The 24,611-nt window shown below is 43.3% G+C and carries 19 protein-coding genes, 4 tRNA genes and 1 riboswitch; of the genes, 15 read left to right on the top strand and 8 right to left on the bottom strand.

The window, feature by feature from the left end:
• The first annotated feature begins 261 nt into the window (after positions 1–261).
• Positions 262–1,944 (top strand): energy-dependent translational throttle protein EttA, encoded by a 1,683-nt coding sequence (ettA, locus tag UWK_RS13810; RefSeq protein WP_015405003.1) that lies wholly within the window; start codon positions 262–264, stop codon positions 1,942–1,944.
• Between the two features lie 122 nt (positions 1,945–2,066).
• On the top strand, positions 2,067–2,234 hold the full coding sequence (locus UWK_RS19625) for a hypothetical protein (RefSeq protein ID WP_015405002.1): 168 nt from the start codon (positions 2,067–2,069) through the stop codon (positions 2,232–2,234).
• A gap of 95 nt (positions 2,235–2,329) precedes the next feature.
• Here the strand turns inward: UWK_RS19625 and thiC are convergent, their stop codons facing one another.
• Positions 2,330–3,643 (bottom strand): phosphomethylpyrimidine synthase ThiC, encoded by a 1,314-nt coding sequence (gene thiC / locus UWK_RS13805; protein WP_015405001.1) that lies wholly within the window; start codon positions 3,641–3,643, stop codon positions 2,330–2,332.
• Positions 3,644–3,733: 90 nt separating this feature from the next.
• Positions 3,734–3,924, bottom strand: a riboswitch (cobalamin riboswitch).
• 132 nt (positions 3,925–4,056) lie between these two features.
• Between thiC and uvrC the strand changes: the two genes are divergently transcribed.
• The 8 genes from uvrC (at position 4,057) to UWK_RS13765 (ending at position 12,907) form a co-directional block, all read left to right on the top strand.
• Positions 4,057–5,868: an excinuclease ABC subunit UvrC gene (uvrC, locus tag UWK_RS13800; RefSeq protein ID WP_041916433.1), complete on the top strand. Its 1,812-nt coding sequence runs from the start codon at positions 4,057–4,059 to the stop codon at positions 5,866–5,868.
• Between the two features lie 8 nt (positions 5,869–5,876).
• Positions 5,877–6,119, top strand: a complete 243-nt coding sequence (locus UWK_RS13795) for a (2Fe-2S)-binding protein (RefSeq protein ID WP_015404999.1) — start codon at positions 5,877–5,879, stop codon at positions 6,117–6,119.
• Positions 6,120–6,230: 111 nt separating this feature from the next.
• Positions 6,231–6,590 carry a hypothetical protein gene (locus UWK_RS13790; protein WP_015404998.1) on the top strand — a complete coding sequence of 120 codons (360 nt, stop codon included), beginning with the start codon at positions 6,231–6,233 and terminating at the stop codon, positions 6,588–6,590.
• Between the two features lie 448 nt (positions 6,591–7,038).
• On the top strand, positions 7,039–7,977 hold the full coding sequence (locus UWK_RS13785) for a homocysteine S-methyltransferase family protein (protein WP_015404997.1): 939 nt from the start codon (positions 7,039–7,041) through the stop codon (positions 7,975–7,977).
• Complete coding sequence (locus UWK_RS13780) at positions 7,974–10,400, top strand: methionine synthase (protein ID WP_015404996.1); 2,427 nt, start codon at positions 7,974–7,976, stop codon at positions 10,398–10,400. The genes UWK_RS13785 and UWK_RS13780 overlap by 4 nt, the downstream gene beginning before the upstream one ends.
• Positions 10,401–10,489: 89 nt before the next feature.
• Positions 10,490–11,104 carry a hypothetical protein gene (locus UWK_RS13775; RefSeq protein WP_015404995.1) on the top strand — a complete coding sequence of 205 codons (615 nt, stop codon included), beginning with the start codon at positions 10,490–10,492 and terminating at the stop codon, positions 11,102–11,104.
• A 260-nt stretch (positions 11,105–11,364) separates the two neighbouring features.
• Positions 11,365–12,333, top strand: coding sequence for a LysR family transcriptional regulator (locus UWK_RS13770; RefSeq protein ID WP_015404994.1), 969 nt, complete (start codon positions 11,365–11,367; stop codon positions 12,331–12,333).
• A gap of 265 nt (positions 12,334–12,598) precedes the next feature.
• On the top strand, positions 12,599–12,907 hold the full coding sequence (locus tag UWK_RS13765) for a hypothetical protein (RefSeq protein ID WP_015404993.1): 309 nt from the start codon (positions 12,599–12,601) through the stop codon (positions 12,905–12,907).
• Between the two features lie 124 nt (positions 12,908–13,031).
• Here the strand turns inward: UWK_RS13765 and UWK_RS13760 are convergent.
• The 7 genes from UWK_RS13760 to UWK_RS13730 all read right to left on the bottom strand — a co-directional run bounded on the left by UWK_RS13760 (position 13,032) and on the right by UWK_RS13730 (position 19,251).
• A tRNA-Asp gene (locus UWK_RS13760) sits at positions 13,032–13,108 on the bottom strand.
• 27 nt (positions 13,109–13,135) lie between these two features.
• Positions 13,136–13,211, bottom strand: a tRNA-Val gene (locus UWK_RS13755).
• 59 nt (positions 13,212–13,270) lie between these two features.
• Complete coding sequence (gene lon, locus UWK_RS13750; RefSeq protein WP_015404992.1) at positions 13,271–15,667, bottom strand: endopeptidase La; 2,397 nt, start codon at positions 15,665–15,667, stop codon at positions 13,271–13,273.
• An 80-nt stretch (positions 15,668–15,747) separates the two neighbouring features.
• The gene (clpX, locus tag UWK_RS13745; RefSeq protein WP_015404991.1) at positions 15,748–17,022 is read right to left on the bottom strand and encodes an ATP-dependent Clp protease ATP-binding subunit ClpX; all 1,275 of its coding nucleotides are present in this window, start codon (positions 17,020–17,022) and stop codon (positions 15,748–15,750) included.
• A 1-nt stretch (position 17,023) separates the two neighbouring features.
• Positions 17,024–17,626: an ATP-dependent Clp endopeptidase proteolytic subunit ClpP gene (gene clpP, locus UWK_RS13740; protein ID WP_015404990.1), complete on the bottom strand. Its 603-nt coding sequence runs from the start codon at positions 17,624–17,626 to the stop codon at positions 17,024–17,026.
• Positions 17,627–17,724: 98 nt separating this feature from the next.
• Complete coding sequence (gene tig, locus UWK_RS13735; protein WP_015404989.1) at positions 17,725–19,062, bottom strand: trigger factor; 1,338 nt, start codon at positions 19,060–19,062, stop codon at positions 17,725–17,727.
• A gap of 105 nt (positions 19,063–19,167) precedes the next feature.
• A tRNA-Leu gene (locus UWK_RS13730) sits at positions 19,168–19,251 on the bottom strand.
• Between the two features lie 330 nt (positions 19,252–19,581).
• Here UWK_RS13730 and UWK_RS13725 point away from each other — a divergent pair.
• The 5 genes from UWK_RS13725 to UWK_RS13705 all read left to right on the top strand — a co-directional run bounded on the left by UWK_RS13725 (position 19,582) and on the right by UWK_RS13705 (position 24,403).
• Positions 19,582–20,466, top strand: a complete 885-nt coding sequence (locus tag UWK_RS13725) for a thioredoxin domain-containing protein (RefSeq protein ID WP_015404988.1) — start codon at positions 19,582–19,584, stop codon at positions 20,464–20,466.
• A 3-nt stretch (positions 20,467–20,469) separates the two neighbouring features.
• Positions 20,470–21,438, top strand: a complete 969-nt coding sequence (locus UWK_RS13720) for a PhoH family protein (protein ID WP_015404987.1) — start codon at positions 20,470–20,472, stop codon at positions 21,436–21,438.
• A 10-nt stretch (positions 21,439–21,448) separates the two neighbouring features.
• Complete coding sequence (locus UWK_RS19100; protein ID WP_015404986.1) at positions 21,449–22,651, top strand: pyridoxine 5'-phosphate synthase; 1,203 nt, start codon at positions 21,449–21,451, stop codon at positions 22,649–22,651.
• A gap of 54 nt (positions 22,652–22,705) precedes the next feature.
• Positions 22,706–22,793: transfer RNA gene (locus tag UWK_RS13710), tRNA-Leu, on the top strand.
• A gap of 380 nt (positions 22,794–23,173) precedes the next feature.
• A complete protein-coding gene (locus tag UWK_RS13705; RefSeq protein ID WP_015404985.1) occupies positions 23,174–24,403 on the top strand; it encodes a M15 family metallopeptidase domain-containing protein in 1,230 nt (409 codons plus the stop codon).
• Positions 24,404–24,611 lie beyond the last annotated feature (208 nt).

The following is a 24,611-nucleotide window of genomic DNA, read 5'->3' as shown; positions in this document are numbered from 1 at the left end:
TCAGTCTGACAGATATTTGCCCCGGGTGCTTCAAGGGATTGACAAATTTATTTGCATCATTAGTAGATACTACCAGTTTTTCTTAACATATCAAGTAACAAGGGTCAAAATTGCGTATTTATGAAACTTTGGAGGATGGATACTTTTCAATCTTTTCTTTTCATCAAAATCCGATTATTATGTCTCATTTCCCTTATTAAAAGATTTTCTCTCTCCGGCAAATACAGCCTTTAACCTCTCTAAACAAACAGGATCAAAAACATGAGTGTTGATGATAAAAAAGTCATCTATTCGATGATTAAAGTCAGTAAATCCTATAACGACCAGGTTATCCTCAAGGATATATCCCTCTCCTACTTTTATGGAGCAAAAATTGGAGTTCTTGGGCTGAACGGCTCTGGAAAAAGTAGCCTGCTTCGCATTCTGGCCGGTATAGACAAGGAGTTCAATGGAGAGACGATGATGTCTCCTGGTCTCACCGTTGATTATCTCCCTCAGGAACCTGAGCTTGACCCTGCCAAAACCGTCAAGGAAATTGTTGAAGAGGGTGCGCAGGAAACCGTTGATCTTTTAAACGAATTTAACAGGATTAATGAAAAATTCGCTGAACCCATGGATGATGACGAGATGCAGGCCCTCATAGATCGTCAGGGAGAAGTACAGGAAAAACTCGACAATCTCGATGCCTGGGACCTTGATTCCAAACTTGAGATGGCAATGGATGCTCTGCGCTGCCCACCATCAGACTCCACATGCAAGCATCTCTCAGGTGGTGAGAAACGACGTGTCGCTCTCTGTCGTATTCTCCTTAAACAGCCTGACATCCTACTCCTCGATGAGCCTACCAATCACCTTGACGCCGAATCAGTTGCCTGGCTGGAACATCACCTCCAGCAATATGCCGGAACCGTTATAGCTGTTACTCATGACAGATACTTTCTCGACAATGTCGCAGGATGGATTCTGGAACTTGACCGAGGACGTGGTATACCGTGGAAGGGCAATTACTCCTCATGGCTTGACCAGAAAGAGAAGCGACTTGCCAATGAAGAGAAAAAAGAAAGCAGTCGGCAGCGAACCTTGAAAAGAGAACTTGAGTGGATCAAAATGTCCCCTAAAGGACGTCGTGGCAAATCAAAAGCTCGTATTGCATCCTATGAGAAAATGATGGATCAGGACACCGAGAAACTTTCCAATGAACTGCAGATTTTCATTCCACCCGGGCCTCGCCTCGGCAAAGTTGTTATCGAAGCTGATCACGTTCGTAAAGCCTTCGGTGACCGCCTCCTTGTTGACAATATGAATTTCAAACTCCCTGCAGGTGGCATTGTTGGAATTATTGGTCCTAATGGGGCCGGTAAATCAACTCTTTTCAAAATGATCACCGGCGAAGACACGCCAGACGAAGGTACCATTCGCCTTGGAGAAACCGTAAAGCTTGGATATGTTGATCAGAATCGAGATAGCCTTGATCCAGAATCAACGATTTGGGAAGCAATCTCCGAGGGGCAGGAGACTGTAATTCTTGGAGAACGTGAGGTTAACTCCAGAGCCTATGTTGGTAAATTCAATTTTTCAGGTTCTGATCAACAGAAAAAGGTCGGTCTTCTTTCTGGTGGCCAACGAAACAGAGTTCACCTTGCCAAGATGCTCAAGGAAGGCGGGAATGTGTTGTTACTCGACGAACCGACAAATGACCTGGACGTTAATACCCTGAGAGCGCTCGAAGAGGCCCTCGAAAACTTTGGTGGCTGCGCCGTTGTTATCAGCCATGATCGATGGTTTCTTGACAGGATAGCAACCCATATCCTCGCCTTTGAAGGAGATTCCAAGGTTGTCTGGTTTGAGGGAAATTACTCTGATTATGAAAAAGACCGTAAAGCTCGACTGGGATCGAAAGCCGACCAGCCACACAGAATAAAATATCGTCAACTGACCCGTTAGGAAAACGATAATTTTAATTTGCAATGACCTGGTAAAAATCATATGATCAGTATTGATAATTACCAGATAGATTGTTTTCCCAGTTAAGAAGTTTACTATTCATTCAAAACAGGAGCACTGTCATGGCAAAAAAGAAAGACGAGAAGAAAAAGGATTCAAAGAAAAAAGACTCCAAAAAGAAATCATGCAAGAAGTCATGTGATGATTCAGCCTGCAAGACGAAGGTAGATAAAAAGAAGAAAAAAGACAGTAAAAAATCTGACAAGAAAAAAACAAAGAAGAAGAAATAATTCCAGGATGCAAAAAAAAAAGGCCTGCAATACTAGTTGCGTGGCCTTTTTTTATGGTTTCAACTTCCACCCAGATTCCTTTAGGGGTATCTATCTCAATCTGCTATTTTATCCCCTCTCATATCTCCTGAGAAAATTTCTTTGCCTCTTGCCATGGCGCAGAAATCGCCACACATAGTACAAGTCTTCTGATTTTCTGGTGTTCTCGATTTACGTATTTCCTGTGCTTTGTCAGGAAACATCAGCAATTGAAAATGCTCATCCCACTTGGTATCACGACGGGAAAGTGCGACCTTCTTTTCAAGTTCCCTCCTTTCAGGGTACTTGGCAATATCACCAATCCGTGCTGCAAGTCGTGTTGCCCTGACTCCCTCGCGAACATCTTCTTCATTAGGTAATGCCAGATGTTCAGCCGGTGTAATATAGCAAATAAGGTCTGCACCGTGGCGCGCAGAGTTTGCAGCGCCAATGGCTGCTGTAATGTGATCATACCCAGCTCCGGAATCTGCAGGGAGTGGACCTAACACATAATACGGTGCACCTCCACTCATTCTTTTTTCCAGCATAATATTCCCTTCGATCTCATCAAGTGGTACATGTCCAGGTCCTTCGACCATCATCTGACACCCCATATCACGCCCAATTTCGGCCAGTTCACAATTAATGACCATCTCAGCCATCTGGGCACGATCATGACTATCATGAATGGCCCCTGCCCGTATACCATTGCCAAGTGAAAGTACCGAGTCATATTTTTTCATCAGGCCACAGACCCGGTCAAACTGCTCATAGAGTGGATTCTCACAATTATTATATTCCATCCACGAAACCATAAAGGTACCACCCTTGGAAACCAGGCCGCCATATCGATAGCCCTGATTTCTGAGTCGTTCTATGGAATAGCGATTAATTCCACAATGAATCGCCATAAAGGAAATACCATCAGCCAATTGTTTTTCTATAATTTCAAACAGATGTTCGCTATCGAGTTTCCCAGGGTTATGGTATTTCCTACTTGCCTCTGCAAAAGCCTGGTAAAGCGGGACATTCCCAACGGGTAAACTGCAGTTTTCAAGTACTAAACGACGAACCTCGTCAAGATTCCCTCCTGTTGAAAGCTCCATAAGCGTATCCGCTTTTTCCTCTTCGGCAACTTGAGCTTTCCGGATCTCAAGATTACTATCAGCAATATCCGACGAGGTGCCAATGGATGCGTTCACCTTGGTCCTGAGACCAAATCCTATTCCGACAATATTCTGATGCTGACGGTTCGGATTTACAGGAATGACTATTCTTCCTTCAGCGACACGTTCACGAATCCACTCAGCATCAAGTCCTTCCTGTTCTGCAACCTTAGTCATTTGCGGGGTAATAATTGCCTTGCGAGCCATTTCAATCTGTGTTTCCATTCACATTTCTCCTACGTATTATATTTCCGCTTGGGCATAAAAAAAGTCCGTACTATGCACATGGCATAATACGGACTTGGTACGGACGACGTTATCCTTTTTTTCCTGGCAGGTCTTCTGACTCTGCGGATCATCCTCCGGCCACGCCTTCCCGTCAAATATTTCGACAGTGACTTCTATGTGACCATTGTCCCCGCATACAGCGCTGGCCCAACGTTACGGATTCACACCGTATTCCCTTTTCACCGTCCTCAGACGGCACCTGAAAAAATATGTATTTGTACAATTCTTATACTCAAAATCGTATTTTTTGTAAAGCTCCAGTCCCTGTCCTTGTAATAGACGGCTATTGTAATTAATGTGTTTTTGCTTATTGATACAATCCGCGTTCACCACAGCGATGCAAAGTACTTATGTTTCCGATAAATTTTTTAAAAACCGTGCCCACAACACCAGGCGTTTATCGAATGCTCGATAAACAATCGCGTGTACTGTATGTTGGCAAGGCGAAAAATCTCAAAAACAGGCTGACTTCATACACTCGCTTCACAGGGGCAGATCATAACAAAACAACCGTAATGCTCTCCAAAGTTATCAGAGTTGATACCCTTCTTACGGCCACTGAAAAGGAGGCGTTAATCCTTGAAGCATCACTTATTAAAAAGCATAAGCCCAAGTATAACATTCTCCTTCGAGATGACAAAAATTACCCCCTCATAAAAGTTACGGTACAGGACACCTGGCCCAGAGTCCACATGACTCGCAGACGCAAAAAGGATGGTGCAAAATACTTTGGGCCCTATTCTTCAAGTTCCTCAATGTGGGCCACCCTGCGGTTACTTGCAGATATGTTCCCTTTACGAAAATGCAAGGGCAACACTGTCAAACTGAGAACACGCCCCTGTCTCAATCTGCAGATTGGGAGATGTCTCGGTCCCTGTGTCAATATCGCAGATAAGGAAGAGTATCAGGATCAGGTTAAAAAAGTACTTATGGTCCTAGAGGGCAAAAATACGAGTCTCATCGATGAACTTCGTCAGGAAATGATGAAAGCATCGGACACCCTTCACTTTGAACTTGCAGCAGAACTTCGGGACAAGATCAGTGCTCTCTCAAGAACCCTTGAAAAACAAATTATTGCATCATCGGGCTTTAAAAATCAGGATGTGTTTGGATACTGTCGTCAGGGCACTTCCATCGCCATTGCAATACTCTTTATTCGTGAAGGCCTTATAACCGGAAGTCGTAATTTCTTCTTCAATGATCCTATGGAAAGTGACGCCATCATCCTCTCTCAGGCTCTAAACCAGTTCTACGATGGAAAAGCTTTACCTGCAAAAGAGATTCTCCTTCCCTTTCCAATCGAGGACTCTGTAATCCTTGCAGAAAGATTTTCAGAACTCATTGGTGCAACCGTTGGCCTCACCATTCCTCAACGCGGTGATCGGGTACGACTTGTCACAATGGCCAATACCAATGCTGCCCATGTTTTTGATGAAAAAGAAAAGAAAGAACGATCCTGGCAGGGCCTTTCAGCTTCAATGGAAAAACTTTTACGTCTTGACCATATCCCAAACCATATAGAATGCCTCGATATCTCAAACACCAGCGGCAAACAGGCCGTGGGGTCATTGGTTTGTTACAAAAATGGTGAGGCGGCTAAGGATCATTTCAGACATTATGCTATTAAAACTGTCCATGGCCCTGATGATTATGCAATGATGGAAGAAGTTCTTCAACGCCGTTTCAAACGTGGCATTGCTGAAAACAATCTCCCCGATCTCTTTATAGTTGATGGCGGACGTGGACAACTTGGAATTGCTCTGCGTGTGGCCGATGAACTCGGGATACGGGACGAACTTGACTGGATAGGCATTGCCAAAGAAAAAAACACAGAGGGAGAAAAGTTATACAAACCCGGACGGAAGAATCCGATACTCCTCAAAAGTCATAATCCCGTTCTCCTGTACATCATGCGCATTCGTGATGAATCACATCGTTTTGGAGTAACATTTCACAGAAAATTACGCGCCAAGGTATCCATTGCATCTGTTCTTGACACTATCCCGGGCATTGGCCCTGGCAGGAAAAGGAAACTTCTCAAACAATTGGGCAGCGTAAAACGAATTCGAGAGGCATCCCTTGATGAACTTTCACAAGTTAAGGGCATAGGGAAGGAGACAGCATTTGTAATACATCAACATTTCCACCCACAAAACAAGTAAATCGTATCATGATAACAGAAGAAGAATTACTCGTACGGATGAAACCTGGTTGTATATGTAAAGGAATCAAACTTCATATAATATTAAAAGCAATCGAGGATGGCGCCACAAGCTTTGAAGAAATTGCAAAAATAACAGGTATTGGTGGAGGCTCCTGCAAGTCGAAACGATGCGGAGAGAAAGTTGCTCTGTTACTCAAAGAAAGCCTTCATCATCCTGACAAAAAAACTTCCCCCCCACAAAACAACTAGCACAATGTGGCAGCAGGTCATATAGTATAGCTATCACAACGGCTTTAAGGGAATATCTTTCACTACCTGAATACGTTGTCTTTAGAAAAGTTTAGCTACAGGAGAACACCTATGAAACTTTCCATATGCAAACACACTTCGTTATATCTTATAGTATTTGCCCTTCTTATTTCTCTTATCCCCGCCACCATTGTTGCTGCAGGAAACGACAGTAACGTCGTTGCTGAGAGTTCTGATGTGCAACTTATTGAGGGAAAAATCAAACAGTTCAACCCTGAACAACAGTCCATCCTCCTGCAACTGAATAATGGCGAAAAAAGCACCATTCTTCTTGACTGGAACACTGTTCTGGTTGGCTACACTTCACCAAAAGAAATTGAGAAAGGGGATAAGGTAAAGATCTGGCATTCCACTGGTAGCGACACACCAACGGCTGTAAAAATCGAGAAAAAACTAACTGTTGGTTGTTAAACACATGCGACGGATTGCAGCAGCAAAGGCGTAATGTTCACCAAATTCTGTTATTTTTCATATAGTCACATGGTGAACATTGCCCTCTGTTCTTATCAAGACCTTGCCTTCCCCTGACACCAGTCCATTGCCACAAAATCACAAGCTGCACTTTGCTAAAGATTCATGACAGTATCACTCTCCTTCCAGGTTAAATTCTGCTGGATTCCCCCCCTGTTTGTCCCTGATAAATGTTCCAGCCTCACCTCTATCTTGAATCAGCTATAAAAAGGACTCGTATTTCGTCTTTTTTCGATTATGTTTTCGCCTTTAGACAAATGAAAATCTATTCCTCCAATCAAGATCAGGATGAAACTTGAAAATTTCTCTCTCGAAAATAAAAAGCATTCAGAGAAAATGACAAACATGGCCGTATCCAAGTCCAAGCAAAACAACCGATAGATAAATTATGACTTTTTCAGAAGAACCCCTTTTAATATTTGATGGCGCCTGTGGAACAACACTTCAGACAATGGAGATTGACGCAAAGGCCTGGGATGGCCTTGAAGGCTGCAATGAATACCTCAATATTTCCGATCCAGATACCATAGTCGAACTCCACAGAAAATTTCTTCAGGCAGGAGCCATGGTCATTGAAACAAACACCTTTGGCTCTTCCTCGGTAGTTTTATCAGAATATGGGCTTGAAAACCGTGTCCAGGAAATCAACCGTGCTGCCGTGGCTAATGCAAAAAGGGCCATAGCGGAATTTTCCACCCCGGAACACCCCAGGTATATTGTCGGCTCCGTCGGCCCCACGACCAAACTCCCCATTCTTGGTCATATATCTCCAGAAGCTCTAACAGCGACAGTCACTGAACAGGTCGTCACCCTGCTTGATTGCGGAGTTGATGCCCTGATCGTTGAAACATGCCAGGATCTCCTTCAGATAAAAACTTCACTTATTGCCTGTTTTGATCTCCTTGAAAAGACTGGAGTCGACCTTCCAGTCCTGGCATCTGTAACCTTTGAACAACAGGGCACCATGCTGGTTGGTACTGACATTGGTGCAGTGTGCGCTACCATAGCCCCCTTCCCTGTCTTTTCCCTCGGGCTCAACTGTGCGACTGGCCCAACGGATATGGAACCTCATATCGATTATCTGTGTAAAAACTGGAAAGAGCGCATCTCCTGCATTCCAAATCAGGGCATGCCTGAAGTTGTTAACGGAAAAACCCACTATCCTTTAACACCTGAAGAATTCGGAAAACATATGTATGATTTTGTAACCAAAAAAGGTGTCTCTATTGTTGGAGGCTGTTGCGGGACTTCTCCTGCCCATATCAAAGGCTTAGTCAAAGCCTTACAGGGTGCTGTTCCTGCTGATCGCAGTGAGGTGTTGAGATGAAAAGACAGGTGAACAACACTACACTCAATCAGATCGCAAGCCTTTATCAGGCGGTTGACATTCAACAGCAACCAAGACCTCTCATAATAGGCGAACGCTCCAACCCTACTGGATCCAGAAAATTCCGGGAACTTCTCATAGCAGATGATTACGAAGGCTGCCTTCAGGTTGGAATTGATCAGGAACGTCTCGGTGCCCATGTTGTAGACCTCAGTGCTGCCTGGGCAGGACGTGACGAAGAAAAAGATCTGGTAACACTTGTTCAGATGTACGGTAAGACGCTGAAAGCACCACTCATGATCGATTCCACATCTCCTGCCGTTATAGAAAAGGGACTAGCATCCTATCCTGGCAGGGCGATTGTAAACTCCATCAACCTTGAAGATGGCGGCAAAAATCTTGATACCATCTGCAACTCAGTCAAAAAATATGGCGCCTGTGTGACAGCCCTCACCATAGATGAAAATGGGATGGCAATGGATTGTGACACTAAATTCAAAATTGCAGAACGTATCTATTCACTTGTTACTGAAAAACACGGCATCAGTGCGGATTCTCTTTTTTTTGATCCACTTACTTTTACCGTAGGATCCGGTGATGAAAAATTGAGAAATGCTGCAGTGCAGGTTCTTGAGGCAATCAAACGCATAAAGGCAGAACTTCCAGGGTGTCATACTATTCTTGGACTTTCAAATATCTCATTTGGCCTTCCAGTTCCCGCAAGGAAAGTCTTAAATGCGGTATTCCTTCATGAAGCAGTTGCAGCAGGCCTCGATGCTGTTATCATTGACCCCACAAACTGCATCAGTCTGGATTCAATCGATAAGGAGGCCGTTGTTCTTGCTCTTGATCTTCTCTATGATCGCACAGACACTAACGATCAACCACTCATGGCCTATATCAAATATTTTGAAGACCATGATATTGCTGCTAACACAGAAGAGAAGAAAGACGCCACCCCTGAGGAGATGATAAGAGAACGTATCATGCTCGGTAACCAACAGGACCTGCCTGACATCCTCCGCATGCTCCTTGATCGCTACTCCGCACTGGAAATCGTCAATCTGCATCTGGTTGCCGCCATGCGTGAAGTTGGTGTTCTGTTTGGATCAGGTGAAATGCTTCTCCCCTTTGTTCTGCAATCTGCTGAAGTGATGCGAAAATCCGTTGATATCCTTGAACCTTTTATGGATAAAAATGATAGATCCGATGCAGCATGTGTGCTGCTTGCCACCGTCCAGGGAGACGTCCATGATATTGGTAAAAATCTGGTCAATATCATTCTCTCTAATAACGGCTACCGGGTTATTGATATCGGGATCAAGGTTAGTGCTGAAACCATCATTGATACTGTCAAAAACAACCCTTCGATTGATATTATCTGCCTCAGCGGTCTCCTTGTTAAATCCGCCATGATCATGCAGGAGAGCATGACCAAGTATAGGGCAGCAGGACTCAAAAAGCCTATACTTCTTGGTGGAGCAGCCCTGACACGCAAATTCGTTGCCCTGGATTGCGCTCCTCTCTATGATGCGCCCGTCATTTATTGTCGTGATGCCTTTTCAGGTTTAAAAGCCATTCAGGATTACGAGAAAGGTGTATTAGAATCAAGCAGTTGGGAAGAGACACAACCCAATACGTCTGACACCAAGGGAAAGAAAAAGTCCCCTATTGAAACACTTGGTACTATTCCAACCCCACCTTTTACTGGTATAAACACCGTTGCCGCCGATCCGGCTGACTTCCTGCCCCTTATAAATAAACAAATTCTTTTTCGCGGTCGCTGGGGCTATAGACGCGGAAAACTCGACGAAACGGGTTATCAAAAACTACTCGACACTACAGTTTTTCCGGAATTCGAAGCAATCCACCATAAAATTATTTCTGAAAAGCTCTTCGAACCGAAGATCCGCTATGGCTGGTTTCCATGCACCCGCCTTGGAGAAAGCCTCATAGTTAGCCATAAGGATAAAGAAATTTCTTTCTCATTACCACGGCAAAGACGAGAGCCAAACCAAAGTCTCGTCGACTTTTTCAGAACAGAAGAGCAGGGAAATGATCTGGTCGGCTTTTTTGTTGTAACACTTGGCGAAAAACTCAATGCAATCTGTCAGGAACTCTATTCCCAAAACAAATATCATGAATATCTACTCCTCCACGGATACGGCGTGGAAGCCACTGAAGCTCTAGCTCAGCACACTCATAACCTCATGCGTCAGGAACTTGCAATTGAGGCAACAGGGCAACGCTACAGCTTTGGTTACTCTGCATGTCCGGATCTTGATCTACAGCAACCGCTTTTCGAACTTTTACAGGCAAACGATATCGGCGTGACACTCAGCTCTTCAATGGAAATGGTTCCGGAACTCAGTGTCTCTGCCATGGTTGTCCATCATCCGCAGGCACATTATTTTGCAGTTTAAAAGAGAAGCATAATTTCTAGACATTTTTAACCGTATTTCACATCTTCTACAGGTAAACACTGAAACGGTTTGTTAATCACAGGGAGTGTATGACCAAAAGATCTCGCAGACACATTCCGCTATGGCAGGATTTTTATAGTTTAGTAACAAGCGGTACTGGATCGCTGTTTGCGAGAGCATATTTGTCTATTTTTGCCGCACTTTTTGTTATCTTAACAGTATACTGTTTAGCACACAGAACTGATTTTTTTTATTTCTTTTTTGCAGTAATAGTGCTCGCTCTAATCTGTCTACCGTGCGCGCTCATTGTCACATTCTCCATAAACAAGACAGGTGATTCTCTGGTTGATATTCTTTTGGGATATAAAAGGCAGGAAGACCACAGTCAGAAATTACTGAATAGTGAGATCATGAATCTCATTTCACTAAGAGAGAAAGGGGAATATGAGAAAATGTTGGAAGAACTATCCATTATTGAGAAGCGATATGGTATTTCTCCACGATTAATCTATGAACGTGCCCATTGCTTCATAGGACAGGGAGAACTTCGTAAGGCACGTTCATGTATCAAATGTTTTCTATCCAATTCTTTTTCAATCGACGAAGATCCTTACTTAAATTATTGCCAACAACTGCTATACAATGACCAATCACCTTTGGCCCTGAAGAATATCACTCAGAAAAATGAGAATCAGGAGTTTTGAAACAAACGTTTTTATAATTCCCCTCTCTGTTTCCTCATCAATTTTTAACCACCGTAGCCTCACAAATAGATGTTCATCAAATTGGCTTCATCAAATGCTTCTTGTTTCGGTCTTTTTATAAAGAAATGTGTTTGAAGATTTTTCACTAGCTGATTTGTTCAATTTTATAGTGCCACTTCTCTCTTTCCTGTTAATATGTTTTATGCCAGAAGCGCATAACATTAGGAATACTAATACCACAGCTCCAGGAGTGCATTTCTATGTCAGTAACAATACGCCAACTTGAAATATTCAATGCAGTTGTTGAAACAGGTCAAGTCACGAGAGCTGCTCAGAGCCTTTTTATTACTCAATCGGCTGTGAGCCTTGCCTTGAATGAAATGGAAAATCAGCTTGGTGGGTCACTGTTTGATCGTTCTGGAAGAAGCCTGGAACTAAACGACAGAGGCCGGTACTTTCTTCCCCTCAGCCGAGAAATACTCGACAAATTAGAAGACCTCGACAGCTTGATGAATGAGAAGGATGGTCAGTTTGCAGGTTCTCTGAATCTGGTGGCCAGTTCTACTATAGGTAACTACGTCTTACCCTATCTGATAACAGCTTTTAAAAGTATGCATCCCGATGTTCATTTCAATATGCTGGTTTATAATACCAAAACAGCAGAAAAACTAATTATTGACCGTGCAGTTGACCTGGGCTTTGTAGAAGGTGAGGTGAACAACGAACAGGTTGCCGTAACCCCCTGGTTTCAAGACGAACTTGTTCTTATCACTCGCTGTACCAAAAACACAGAACCAGAAGAAGTCTGTGATGTCACAACCGACATAAAAAAATTCAAATGGGTAATGCGTGAAGCGGGATCAGGAACAGCCCAAATATTCAAAAGCAAACTTGGTAAGTATGTAACAGACCTCAACGTGGTGATGGAGTTAGGTCATACTGAGGCTATTAAAAAGGCTGTTGAAGCTGGTGCAGGGGTTGGCTGCCTTTCAAGTCTGACCGTATGCAGGGCAATCAATCGTGGCTGGCTCCAGAAAATCCATCTCGATGGAGTGGATATGCTGCGACAACTCTATGTTATTCAGCATAAGAATAAAGCAAAGACTCGATTAATTGATGAATTTCTCGATTTTTGCTTTCTCCTCAGTAGATGCAGTGAAGGACGGACCTGCCTCTCATCACCAGAAAGTTTTCAGGATCTTGTTCTGCAGTTCAGCGAGAAGGAGTAGACCTGTTAGTTGTATCAAACTAAACAGTCAGCCGAACAAAAGTAAAATTATCTCCACTTTAAGCGGACTGTTTCAACAAATTATTTTCACAAGACAACGTATAATAAAAAGCATAATAAGCATTCCGCCTATACAAATAATGGAGCAGCCATGGTAACAGAATAGGTGTTGTAAGTATCTAGTACCAATGTACTCTGCTATCTCGCCTTGCAGCCTTTTTTTTGAAGATGAAAAAAATAATTTTTTAACTTAGGAGAACCCCGGAATGCCATACAGAAATATTAATCTAATTCTTAGAGAACGTAAGGCACGTGTAATGATCACAGGTTCAGCAAGCGGCACAGTTAATATGTCCAGACTACCCGATGATGGTGAAATAGTTGGTGTTGAGACTGATTTTTCAGAATATCTAACAATAGAAGTTCATTCCAGTACGGATTTTGGGAACACCTGCCATGGTGCGGCAACCCACCATGTCTACAAAGGTCCCCCAGGTCAAATGGAATTGATTGTCGACATTGGAGAATTAGTAGAATTCTCGCATTCAAAAATATACGCAATCCACCGCGGCTAAACCACCTTTCTAGTTTTTTCTACCAGACATCAGAGATAGCCGGCATTCCTTGAAGAAATGAATAGGAAAAGGCTCAAAACAAAAAAAGGGTTTCAACCAATTCGGCTGAAACCCTTAATATATCTGGCGGAGCGGACGGGGCTCGAACCCGCGACCCCCGGCGTGACAGGCCGGTATTCTAACCAACTGAACTACCGCTCCAGATTAGACATAGTCTACAATATTGAGTGGTGGGCGGTACAGGGATCGAACCTGTGACCCTCGGCTTGTAAGGCCGATGCTCTCCCAGCTGAGCTAACCGCCCCCTCAATCATCGTGCACATCTATTTACCAATAAGGCCCAAAGGCGTCAAGCAAAAAAGATCAATGAGGACTATTATGTGAAGACAGTGTAAAGTCACTATATACAGAGGAATGCGGCACATCCTTAAACAGAGTTTCACCATCTTTTAATACAAGCGATTTTTCCAACACTTGGTCAACATTGTCCAGACAATGAACCTCTAAACTTTTGCGAATGGTTGCTGGAACATCTGCAAGATTGCGTTCATTTTCTTTTGGAATCAAGACGGTTTTCACATTCCCTCGTTTGGCGGCCAGTAACTTTTCAGTAAGGCCACCGATTGGAAGAACTCTGCCACGCAGTGTTATCTCACCAGTCATCGCCACTTCATGGTCGACGGGAATCTTTAAGATGGCAGAAACCAATGCTGTTGCCATGGTTACACCAGCCGATGGTCCATCCTTTGGCACAGCACCCTCTGGTACATGAATATGGATGTCAAGTTTCTGATAGAAATCAGGTGCAAGCCCTAATCGCATTGCTCGTGAACGCACATAGCTCAGTGCTGCCTGAGCAGATTCCTGCATAACTTCCCCCAGCTTACCGGTTACCATCATTTTCCCGGTACCAGGCATAAGGGTTGCCTCAATCTGCAGTAATTCTCCACCAACTGAAGTCCAGGCAAGCCCTGTTACCAGGCCAACCTCATTTCGTTCTTCAGCAAGACCAAAGCGAAACTTGGGCGTGCCAAGATATTTATTTATGCCATTTACCGAAACCTTGTACTTCTTAGATTTCGTTTTTGACTTAAGGCGCTCTCTGGCAATTTTCCTAAACACAGAGGCGATGGTACGTTCGAAATTCCTTACCCCTGCCTCTCGGGTATAACGCCTGATAATTTCAAGAATTCCCCCGCTCGTCAAAGTGATATCATCGGGTTTAAACCCATTTAATTTCAACTGTTTTGGGATCAGGTAGCCCTCTGCAATTTTTTGTTTTTCTTCTTCTGTGTATCCATTTAAGCGGATAATTTCCATCCTGTCCTGAAGGGGTAAAGGGATCCCTTCAAGGTTATTGGCAGTGGTAATAAAAAAGATTTCAGATAAATCATAATCAAGATCAAGATAGTGATCATTGAAAGCATTGTTCTGTTCTGGATCAAGGACTTCAAGAAGAGCAGAAGAAGGATCACCACGAAAATCAGTACTCATTTTATCAACTTCATCAAGACAAAAAACGGGATTTGCAACACCAACTTTCTGCATCATTTGAATAATTTTACCAGGCATTGCACCAACATAAGTCCTTCGGTGCCCTCTAATCTCTGCTTCATCACGGACACCTCCCAGTGAAATACGGGTAAATTTCCGTCCCATAGCGCGGGCAATGGATTTGGTGATGGAAGTCTTTCCGACACCAGGGGGACCCACAAGACAAATTATAGGCCCCTGAAGTTTTTTAACCTGGGCTTGAACGGCAAGATACTCAAGGATTCTTTCCTTTGGCTTCTCAAGTCCATAATGATCTTCATCGAGGATTTTTTCGGCCTTATTAATATCGAGTCTAGCGCGTGTTTTTTTGCTCCATGGAAGGGTCAGTATACAATCGATATAATTTCTTACGACAGTAGTTTCAGCCGACATTGGTGGCATATTACGAAGTTTTTTTAACTCTTTTACCGCCTTATCCCGAACGATTTTGGGAAGATTTTTCTTTTCCAGTGACTGTTCCAGCTCACCTATTTCATCTACACCATCCTCGTTCTGACCGATTTCGTTTTGGATAACCTTTACCTTTTCACCAAGAAAATAGTTACGCTGGGTTTTCCCCATACGTTTTTTTACCCTGGCGTTTATATCCTTTTCAAGTTCGGCAAGTTCAATTTCACGATTAATACACTCAAGAACCTTTTCTATTCTTTTCGGGACGGAATCAATCTCAAGAATAGCCTGCTTCTCATTTGACTTCAGTGGTAAATGAGCGCTGACAACATCAACCAGCTTACTGTTTGTTTCGATTTTCTGGACTGACTTCAATACCTCTCGTGGTATTTTACGGTTAATTTCAGCAAAATTCTCGAAGACCGTGCGAAGTCTGCGGCCAAAGACTTCGGCTTCCTGACCATCTGCATCAGTATCTTCACGCAAACGCACCTCGGCCTGCATGAATTCTTCATGGGGAAGAAAAGAGACGATTTCTGCCCTTCTTTTTCCTTCAATTAAAGCCTTAATGGTCCCATCGGGCAGTCGAAGAAGCTGCATAACAACTGCAAGAGTACCAACCCTGTATATTTCACCCTCTTCAGGATCGTCAACCTTTGAATCTTCCTGAGCAACAAGGAGAATTTCGGTTCTTTTTTCCATGGCGTCTTCGAGCGCATGGATAGATTTACTTCTCCCAACAACCAAAGGAGCTACCATGTGCGGGAAGATAACAATGTCACGAAGCGACATAAGGGGATATAGACTGGTTTCCATTATGGATATTTCTCACATTCTGTTAAAAATCGCCGACACGAGTCGGCTTCTGCAATCGACACATATTACAAAATAAACACTTAACCTGCACTTTCAAGGCGTTTATCCTCGGAAGGGTTTGCATACAGGATAACCGGATAGTCACCATCATTGATAACCTGTTCACTGATAACGCATTCCTGAACATTTTCTTTTGATGGCAAATCATACATAACATCAAGCATTGCCGCTTCCATCACAGAACGTAATCCACGAGCACCAGACTTACGTTTCAGTGCCTTTTGAGCGATGGCAGAGAGCGCGCCCTCTGTGAAACGAAGACGGATGTTCTCAAGCTCAAAGAGGCGTTGATACTGTTTGGTAAGAGCATTTCGAGGCTCCTTCAGGATACGAATAAGATCTTCTTCCTCAAGTTCACGCATGGTTGCAATTACGGGCAAACGACCTACCAATTCTGGAATAAGACCAAACTTTAACAGATCCTCAGGTTGCACCAACTCAAGAATCTCTCCAATCTTCTGATCCTTATCATTAGCAACTTTGGCACCAAAGCCTATGGACTTCCTACCACCTCTTCTTTTGACAACGGCATCAAGACCGACAAAAGCTCCGCCACAGATAAAAAGTATATTGGTGGTGTCAATCTTCACAAGTTCCTGCTGTGGGTGTTTGCGACCGCCCTTGGGAGGAATGGACGCGACGGTACCTTCAATGATTTTCAGCAGAGCCTGCTGAACGCCCTCTCCGGACACATCACGGGTAAGAGATGCACTATCTGATTTCCTGGCAATCTTATCAATCTCATCGATATAGATAATACCACGTTCGGCACGTTCAATATCATGATCAGCAGACTGAAGAAGATTAACAAGAATGTTTTCAACATCATCACCAACGTAACCAGCTTCAGTAAGAGTCGTTGCATCGGCAATGCAAAAAGGAACATTCAGTACTCTGGCAAGAGTCTGGGCCACAAGTGTTTTCCCGCTGCCAGTAGGGCCAATAAGAATAATGTTAGATTTCTGTAGTTCTACCGCATCATCTGAAACAGGAGCATCTATGCGCTTGTAATGGTTGTGTACCGCAACAGAGAGAACTTTCTTTGCAAAATCCTGCCCAATCACATAGTCATCAAGATGTTTCTTCATTTCCATGGGCTTCAGCTGTTTTACCAGATCATTCTGATTGTCAGATATTTCTGCAGCCTCTTCATCACGAACGATTTCATTACAGAGTTCAATACACTCGTCACAAATAAAAACATCAGGACCGGCGATAAGTTTTGCCACTTCACCCTGATCTTTTCCACAGAAGGAACAGTTACATTGATGTTCTTTATTCTCGATATCGTCCATATTACTCGTCCTCGGGTTTGTCCTTTCGTTTGCTAAGTACTTCGTCAATTATACCATATTTTTGGGCTTCCAGCGGGCTCATGAAATTATCACGATCTGTGTCCTTTTGGAGTTTTTTGACTGTATGCCCAGTATGATAAGCTAAGATTTTATTCAGGTCGTCACGCATCCGGAGAATTTCCTGAGCGTGAATATCAATTTCACTTGCCTGCCCCTGATACCCGCCCATTGGCTGGTGAATCATAATCCTTGAATTTGGGAGGGCATAACGTTTCCCAGCGGTACCTGCAGCAAGGAGCAACGCCCCCATAGAGGCGGCCTGTCCCATACAGAGGGTTGCAATATCACATTTAACGTATTGCATGGTATCATAGATAGCCAGTCCTGCAGTAACAGATCCGCCAGGTGAATTGATATAAAAGGTGATATCTTTATCGGGATCCTCGGCTTCAAGGAAGAGCAGCTGGGCAACAATGGAGCTGGTAACGTCATCTCCGACAGAAGTTCCAAGGAAAACAATCCGCTCTCTCAGTAACCTTGAATAAATATCAAAGGAACGCTCACCACGAGGACTCTGCTCAACAACCATAGGTACAAGATTCATATTACTCTCCTTCAAAAAAAAGAGACTGCAAATGCCTCAGAGGCAGATGCAGTCGCATAAATTAAAACGTGTCACAAACAGTTTTTTCTCCTGAGCTATCAGTCGGCACTTTCTGTTTTGACCTCTTCCACAGCTACTTCCTTAGCTGCAGGTGCCGCATCAACAAAATTTGCATTCTCACGCAAAAAAGTAAGAATCTTCTCATTGAGAATTTCATTCATGAAAGGGAGCAAATCGTCGCGACTCTGAAAAAACTCCTTAACCTGAGCAACCGCCATATTGTATTGATCGCCGATACGTTGAAAAGCCCTGTTCAAATCCTCATCTTTTACTTTGATGTCTTCAGTTTCTGCGATCTTCTTCAGGATAAAATCGCCGCGCACACGCTTCTCAGCCGTTTCTTTGCTTTGTGCAGCAAGCTCCTCACGATTAATCCCCGCAGACTCAAGATTCATACCCTGTTGTTCAAGAGTCTTTTCGGTATTTTTTATCATTTCTTCAACTTCAAAACGAACGAGTCGCTCAGGAACTTCAAAGACATGGCCTTCGAGTAACTTCAGCATTACCCTATCAGTAGTATCACCCTCTGCACGCTTGTCTTTTTCAGCCTGGAGTTTAGCACGGATATCACTCTGCAGTTCAGCAAGACTTGTGAACTTTTCATCTACATCCTTGGCAAAATTATCATCCAACTCAGGGAGCACACGCTCTTTGACATCTTTAACCTTGACCCGAAACTCAACCTTTTTCCCAGCCAGCACAGGATTTACATATTCAGCAGGAAATTCAACTTCGTGACTGGCTTCTTCGCCCTTTTTCATGCCGAGAAGTTTCTCTTCAAATTCGGGACTTAACTTTCCTGCTCCGACATCAACTGAATAATTTTCGTTTTTGACCTCTTTCATAGCCTTACCGTTGTTGAATCCTTCGAAATCAACAACGATAACATCACCATTCTCGATGGCACGGTCTTCAACGCTCTTAAGTGGCGCCATATCACGGCGAAGCTCTTCGAGTTCAATCTCAACTGCAGCATCACTTACCACATTGGAGACTTTTTCTACCTCTATTCCCTTATATTCGCCAAGCTCGAAGTCCGGCCTGATATCTATACTTGCAACAAATGTGAATGTTCCATCCTCATTAAAAACAGGATCGGTAATTTCGGGATGTACAACAGGATCAATTTTCTCTTTTTCAATAGCATCAAAATAACTATCCTGAACAAGCTTCTCTCCAACTTCTGCCTGTACCTGCCCCTGATAGTGTTTAACTATAACAGTACGGGGAACCTTGCCGCGACGAAACCCTTTCATTTTCGTTTCGCGCTGCAATTTACCATAGGCTTTTTCAAGTTTTTTCTGCACCCCGTCTTTTGGGAGAGTAATGGTGATTTTCTTTGTAAGCGCACTGACATCTTCTACAACTACATCCATTCTGTCCGTCCTTTATAAGATTTTAGCCTGACTATGATTTTACAGTCAGAACACTTTTTGTATTTTTAGTATGTTTTGAATCACAAGATTCGGTTCAACATGAAATGGTGCGAGAGGGGGGACTCGAACCCCCATGCCAAAGGCGCTGGTTCCTAAGACCAGTGCGTCTACCAATTCCGCCACCCTCGCATTTCAATACTGAATGGTCTGATAAAATTCATCAAAGAAGAATTTGACAATCCGTTAGTAATTAATTCACATCCAGCATACAGTCAAGACCGATACGCACTATAAAACAAAAAATCAGCTTTTCTTAGTGTTTTTTTTAGTAAATGGTTCACTAAGGCCTTACCTGAAGCTTGCCAAACAAACTATCAGAGGCTATTATCTTTGTGCGTTGGGAAAAACTTTTTGTTTTTTCCCTTGCAACCCTTTATCTGACAGCCGGCTTCAAATGTGGCACCATAGATACTGGCTACTGAAGTTGACCTTTTCAATTACCCTTAACTTGAGGAAAGAATGAATTATAAACAGTGTATTGCAGCCTGTACCATGTTGATGATTTCCCTTTCCACCTCTCCGGTGTTTGCTACTACTGAAACCGGGCGAACCTCAAAGGTTCTGCTAGAGGTCGAAAACACATGGAAACTCCCGAGTAAACCACTTGACATTGTGTACTCACTCGATGGTCGGAAAGTTTTTATACTTACCAACCAGAACCAGGTTTTAGTCTATGCCGTAGCAGGTGAACTTCTTGGAATAATCAATGTTAAAAAAGGTGTTTCTGCCATCGACATAGCACCACGTGGCGAAAAGCTTTACCTTGTTAACGAAAAAGACAACAGCTTTACCGATCTTTCAGTTGATTTTGTGGTAAAAGTTAATACCACTGGATCCCCCTACCTTGGAAAAGAAAACGCACCGGTAACAATTGCTCTTTTTACTGATTTCGAGTGCCCCTATTGCGGCCAGATAGCGCCGCTACTCGAGCAGGTGCTTGAGCATAACCCGGACACAGTAAAAATAGTACTGAAGAACATGCCTCTCAGGATGCATAAATTTGCCAAACCAGCAGCTTACGCCGCTCTGGCTGCAGGAGAACAGGGAAAGTTCTGGGAGTTTCATGATGAACTTTTTGATAACGCCCCAAAGCTTGACCCGGCGACTATCCTCCAGATAGCCAAAAAACTCGAACTGGATATAGACAAATTCAAAAAAGATATGGCATCTGAAGCAATTGAACAGAAGGTTAACGAGGATCTCGTGGACGCTCAGGAACTTGGTGTCACTGGAACACCCACGATTTTTGTCAATGGTGTAAAGTTTAAGCGTAAGGAAGAACCAGCCGTAATACAACAACTCCAGAAACTTATCGATGAGGAACTTGCCCAGAAGGCCGACTGAAAGATGGCAGAAAAAAAAACCAGCAGGGATCTCACCTTTCCGGATAACAGTCTGGCTGTCATCCTGTATGGAGAATTAAATAAAAATCTCCAGTTAGTTGAACAAAACATCGGTGTCAAAATTCATGTCCGGGGGAATGGTGTTCATATCACCGGCCTCGGACATGAGGTTGACCTTACAGCCGACCTCCTCGAACAGTTCTACGATCTTCTCAAAAAAGATTTCAAAATATATTCTTCCGACTTTGCCTTTGGCCTGCGTGTTCTCGAAGCAAGCCCAAAGGCAAAACTTGCTAAAATATTTTTAGACAAGGTATATATTACTGCTCAGAACCGTATTATTTCGCCCAAAACCCAGAACCAGAAAAATTACATAGACGCCATCCGCCACAACGACGTTGTTTTCGGGATTGGCCCTGCTGGAACAGGCAAGACCTATCTTGCTGTTGCAATGGCAGTCTCAGCACTGACCACGGGACAGGTTCGATCAATCATCCTGACACGCCCGGCAGTTGAAGCTGGAGAAAAACTCGGTTTTCTTCCTGGTGACCTTGCCCAGAAGGTAAACCCTTATCTACGTCCTCTTTATGACGCCCTAAGCGATATGCTTGGCCCTGACAAAAGTGCCGATTACATTGAGCAGGGAATTATTGAGATTGCACCACTTGCATTTATGCGTGGCAGAACCTTGAACGACGCTTTTATTATTCTCGATGAAGCGCAAAACACCACCCGGGAACAGATGAAGATGTTTCTCACTCGGATAGGTTTTGACTCAGCAGCCGTTATCACCGGCGATGTTACTCAGGTTGACCTACCACGCTCTGAGCAATCCGGATTGATCCATGCCAAGGGTATTCTTAAAAACATTGAAGGGATTCAGTTCTGCAATTTCTCAAAACAGGATGTGGTACGGCACCCTCTTGTTCAGAAAATTATTGGTGCCTATGAAACCCATTCAAAAAACAAATAAACAGTAAATCATGGGCGCCCATTTTACTTTTAATTATGACACCTCACTTTTTCGGATAAACGAAAAACTCCTGCAACGACGCGCATCATGGCTTATGCGCCAAAATCGTGTTTCCGATTATGATGTTTCTGTTCTGTTTGTCGATGATGAAGAAATCAGCTGGCTGAACAGCAATTATCGTGACAAACAGGGGCCAACCAATGTTCTTTCCTTTCCCTTCTCCTCCGGAAATGATCAAATTGATATCCCCTATGTCGCCTCCGTAAAAGAACTTGGCGACATTATTATCTCAGTCGAAACTGCCCAGAGGGAAGCAGTTGAGCTTGATGTCTCCCTTCATGACCGCCTTACATGGCTTCTCACACATGGTCTCCTCCACCTTCTCGGATACGACCATGAGCGTTCTGAAGACGAGGCCTTTGCCATGTGGGAACTTGAAAAAAAACTTATTTCCCAATTACATAATTCCAGGAGTAGTCAAATGACCAATTTAGCAATCAATGTCGATCATGTTGCAACCGTTCGTAATGCTCGTGGTATAACAGAGCCGGATCCTGTTGCAGCTGCCGCCATATGTGAACTTGCAGGTGCAGCCGGAATCGTGGTTCATTTGCGTGAAGACAGACGCCACATCAATGATCGTGATGTTCGCCTGCTTCGGGAGACCATAAAAACCCGAATGAATCTGGAAATGGGCGCAAATAAAGAAATTATTGAGATAGCCATTTCCCTCAAACCTGACATGGTAACCCTGGTTCCTGAAAAACGTCAAGAACTCACGACTGAAGGCGGTTTGGATGTTGTCGGTCAAAAAAAGAAATTGGCCAAAACAATAAAACGTATGGATAATGCTGGAATTCCGGTTTCACTTTTTATAGATCCTGATGTTAAGCAGGTAAAAGCAGCCCATTCAATCGGGGCCACTTACGTGGAAATTCACACAGGACGTTACTGCGATGCCACCACCGAAACCGATCGGGAAAAAGAATACCAGCTTATCGCAACTGCAGCTGAAGAAGCCTACCAGATGGGACTAAGAGTGAATGCGGGACACGGGCTCGATTACCAGACCACGGCTCGAATAGCTGCACTTGACACCATCGAGGAACTCTCCATAGGCCATGCTATTATTGCACGTGCTGTTTTTGTGGGGCTTGACCAAGCGGTAAGGGAAATGAAACAAATCGTTCACGATGCATCAATGATCTATTAGCAAACCTTTTGATAATTGACAAACAAATCGGCTCTATGTTACAAACAACCACGTGCCCGAATGGCGGAACTGGTAGACGCAAGGGACTTAAAATCCCTCGGCTCTTGCAGCTGTGCGAGTTCGATTCTCGCTTCGGGCACCATTGATATCAAAGGCTTTCAAGGTTACTGGACTTTGAAAGCCTTTTTCATTTCCCAGCCCCCCTTACATACCCCTTCCAAAAAAGTTCAAAAAAAGAGGGGCTCAGTTTACTGTTGCCGCGTCTTCAATTGGTTGAACAGTGCAGTATAACAATCTCTGTAAAATTTACTGCCCTAATCAACCAGTTAACAAGTGTCCTTCCTACTCTTAAAATCTTAATCCGTTAAAAAAATCCCAATTCTTTCTATTAACATTTCCCATGAGATTACCGATACTATGAAACAGTTCATAGGATTGCAATAAATTGACGTCACCCCACAATAATGATAATATATATTATTAAAACGTGTCAGCATCGAACAGAACTTAAAAGAATAGATCATGGATATTCTATCATTTCTCTCTCACACATCTTCAGAACCTTTCAATAGAAGAACCTTTCTTTCACTTTCCTGCCTGGCAACGGTCAGTTCTCTTTTCCTGGATTCCAAACATTGTTTTGGTCAATCAGAAGATGAGCAACGGGCTGCCATTTATAAAAAAATGTTGTCCGGGTTGAGAAAAATTAAAGATCCGGACACAAACTATCCTGGTGATGTCTGGGCAACTCCGGAGCAGATGGTTCTTATTTATTCTTGTTACAACAAATTAAGCAAAGTACAGAATCTAGTTGGGTACTCCAATTTCAATTTTATTGATTTGCCCACAGTCGCCTATGCAGCACGACAACAGCGAAATACAGGAAGACATTTAGGAGGAAAACCAGAAAGAACCCTGCCATTCACAAAACTTGAAGAACAGTTCATGGATCAGATATTTGCGATCGATGCTAAAGCGTATGGTTTTTATGGTGAACGAGTTATTTACGACAAGAATTACCGGATAAACCCGAAAAACCTGATCTTAACAGACGGTAATTTTCTTCGAAAAGGAGAGGCCCAGGAAAAATATTTCAGGATCAAAAAACAGGTCAGTGACAACTTGAGTAGTGGTAACAATTCAATCTCCCAATCAGACATGCAGGTAACTTCCGGGATCCGTAATATACCAAAACAGATGCGTCTCTTTTTCAGGAAGGCAGTCCGGTTGACTCAGGTCCCACGACAAAGTGAAGTAAAGATCCTTGATCTTAAAAGTGGTACACCCCAGCTTGCCCATGTCTATGATTTAAAAAAAGACTGGAATAGAATTGAAGCTGATGTTGCCATGCTCAAGAATCAATCTCTCCCAGAAATCCTAAAGAGAAATGAACGAAAAGAATTTGTCCTCGACAAGGGCTTCCATCTTATAAATCTCTCGGCCGCATCCAGGTCACTCGCCCCTCCAGGTTATTCATGGCACGCTCAACATGATTTTGATATTGGCTTAAAAAATGGCAAACTCAAACCCTACAATTTTCGCAAAGAGTTTATAACAACACCCCTTTTTGTTACCCTTTTTTCCCAAGGCTTTATCCATCTTCGAGATCTTCGCTATCGACAGGAAAACGAACTTGGAGTTCGTTTCGAACCCTGGCATATTCGTGTAGGTGATCCTGGCAATCTTACTAGCGATATTCAAACCGATCCCAGTCAAATGTGGATTCCTAACCGAGAGTCTCAAATTACCTGAACTACTATTTGCTATTATTCCTGAAATTTGACCGAGAAAATCGCTCAAGTCATTGATATCTTCTCAATGACTTGTTTTTACAACCCATTTCTCCATACGGAGTACTTTGTCAGTTACGTTAATCAGCACAGGTTTTATTTGTCCTTTAATGTCCACAAATTAGGCAAGTTAGCCGAATATTGCAGCTTCGAAATTTCAGAAATAACAG

This window comes from Desulfocapsa sulfexigens DSM 10523 (assembly GCF_000341395.1).
In the GTDB taxonomy this organism is placed as follows: domain Bacteria; phylum Desulfobacterota; class Desulfobulbia; order Desulfobulbales; family Desulfocapsaceae; genus Desulfocapsa; species Desulfocapsa sulfexigens.
The sequence above is the reverse complement of the archived record's forward strand: the minus strand, read 5'-3'. Positions and strand labels throughout refer to the sequence as shown.

Bases quoted from the DNA above. Each gene is read 5' to 3' on its own strand.
- UWK_RS13785 (WP_015404997.1), top strand. From the start codon at position 7,039: ATGACTTTTTCAGAAGAACCCCTTTTAATATTTGATGGCGCCTGTGGA.
- UWK_RS19625 (WP_015405002.1), top strand. From the start codon at position 2,067: ATGGCAAAAAAGAAAGACGAGAAGAAAAAGGATTCAAAGAAAAAAGAC.
- UWK_RS13775 (WP_015404995.1), top strand. From the start codon at position 10,490: ATGACCAAAAGATCTCGCAGACACATTCCGCTATGGCAGGATTTTTAT.
- uvrC (WP_041916433.1), top strand. From the start codon at position 4,057: ATGTTTCCGATAAATTTTTTAAAAACCGTGCCCACAACACCAGGCGTT.
- UWK_RS13705 (WP_015404985.1), top strand. From the start codon at position 23,174: ATGGATATTCTATCATTTCTCTCTCACACATCTTCAGAACCTTTCAAT.
- UWK_RS13770 (WP_015404994.1), top strand. From the start codon at position 11,365: ATGTCAGTAACAATACGCCAACTTGAAATATTCAATGCAGTTGTTGAA.
- ettA (WP_015405003.1), top strand. From the start codon at position 262: ATGAGTGTTGATGATAAAAAAGTCATCTATTCGATGATTAAAGTCAGT.
- clpP (WP_015404990.1), bottom strand. From the start codon at position 17,626: ATGAATCTTGTACCTATGGTTGTTGAGCAGAGTCCTCGTGGTGAGCGT.
- tig (WP_015404989.1), bottom strand. From the start codon at position 19,062: ATGGATGTAGTTGTAGAAGATGTCAGTGCGCTTACAAAGAAAATCACC.
- UWK_RS13795 (WP_015404999.1), top strand. From the start codon at position 5,877: ATGATAACAGAAGAAGAATTACTCGTACGGATGAAACCTGGTTGTATA.
- lon (WP_015404992.1), bottom strand. From the start codon at position 15,667: ATGGAAACCAGTCTATATCCCCTTATGTCGCTTCGTGACATTGTTATC.
- thiC (WP_015405001.1), bottom strand. From the start codon at position 3,643: ATGGAAACACAGATTGAAATGGCTCGCAAGGCAATTATTACCCCGCAA.
- UWK_RS13780 (WP_015404996.1), top strand. From the start codon at position 7,974: ATGAAAAGACAGGTGAACAACACTACACTCAATCAGATCGCAAGCCTT.
- UWK_RS13790 (WP_015404998.1), top strand. From the start codon at position 6,231: ATGAAACTTTCCATATGCAAACACACTTCGTTATATCTTATAGTATTT.
- UWK_RS13720 (WP_015404987.1), top strand. From the start codon at position 20,470: ATGGCAGAAAAAAAAACCAGCAGGGATCTCACCTTTCCGGATAACAGT.
- UWK_RS13765 (WP_015404993.1), top strand. From the start codon at position 12,599: ATGCCATACAGAAATATTAATCTAATTCTTAGAGAACGTAAGGCACGT.
- UWK_RS13725 (WP_015404988.1), top strand. From the start codon at position 19,582: ATGAATTATAAACAGTGTATTGCAGCCTGTACCATGTTGATGATTTCC.
- UWK_RS19100 (WP_015404986.1), top strand. From the start codon at position 21,449: ATGGGCGCCCATTTTACTTTTAATTATGACACCTCACTTTTTCGGATA.
- clpX (WP_015404991.1), bottom strand. From the start codon at position 17,022: ATGGACGATATCGAGAATAAAGAACATCAATGTAACTGTTCCTTCTGT.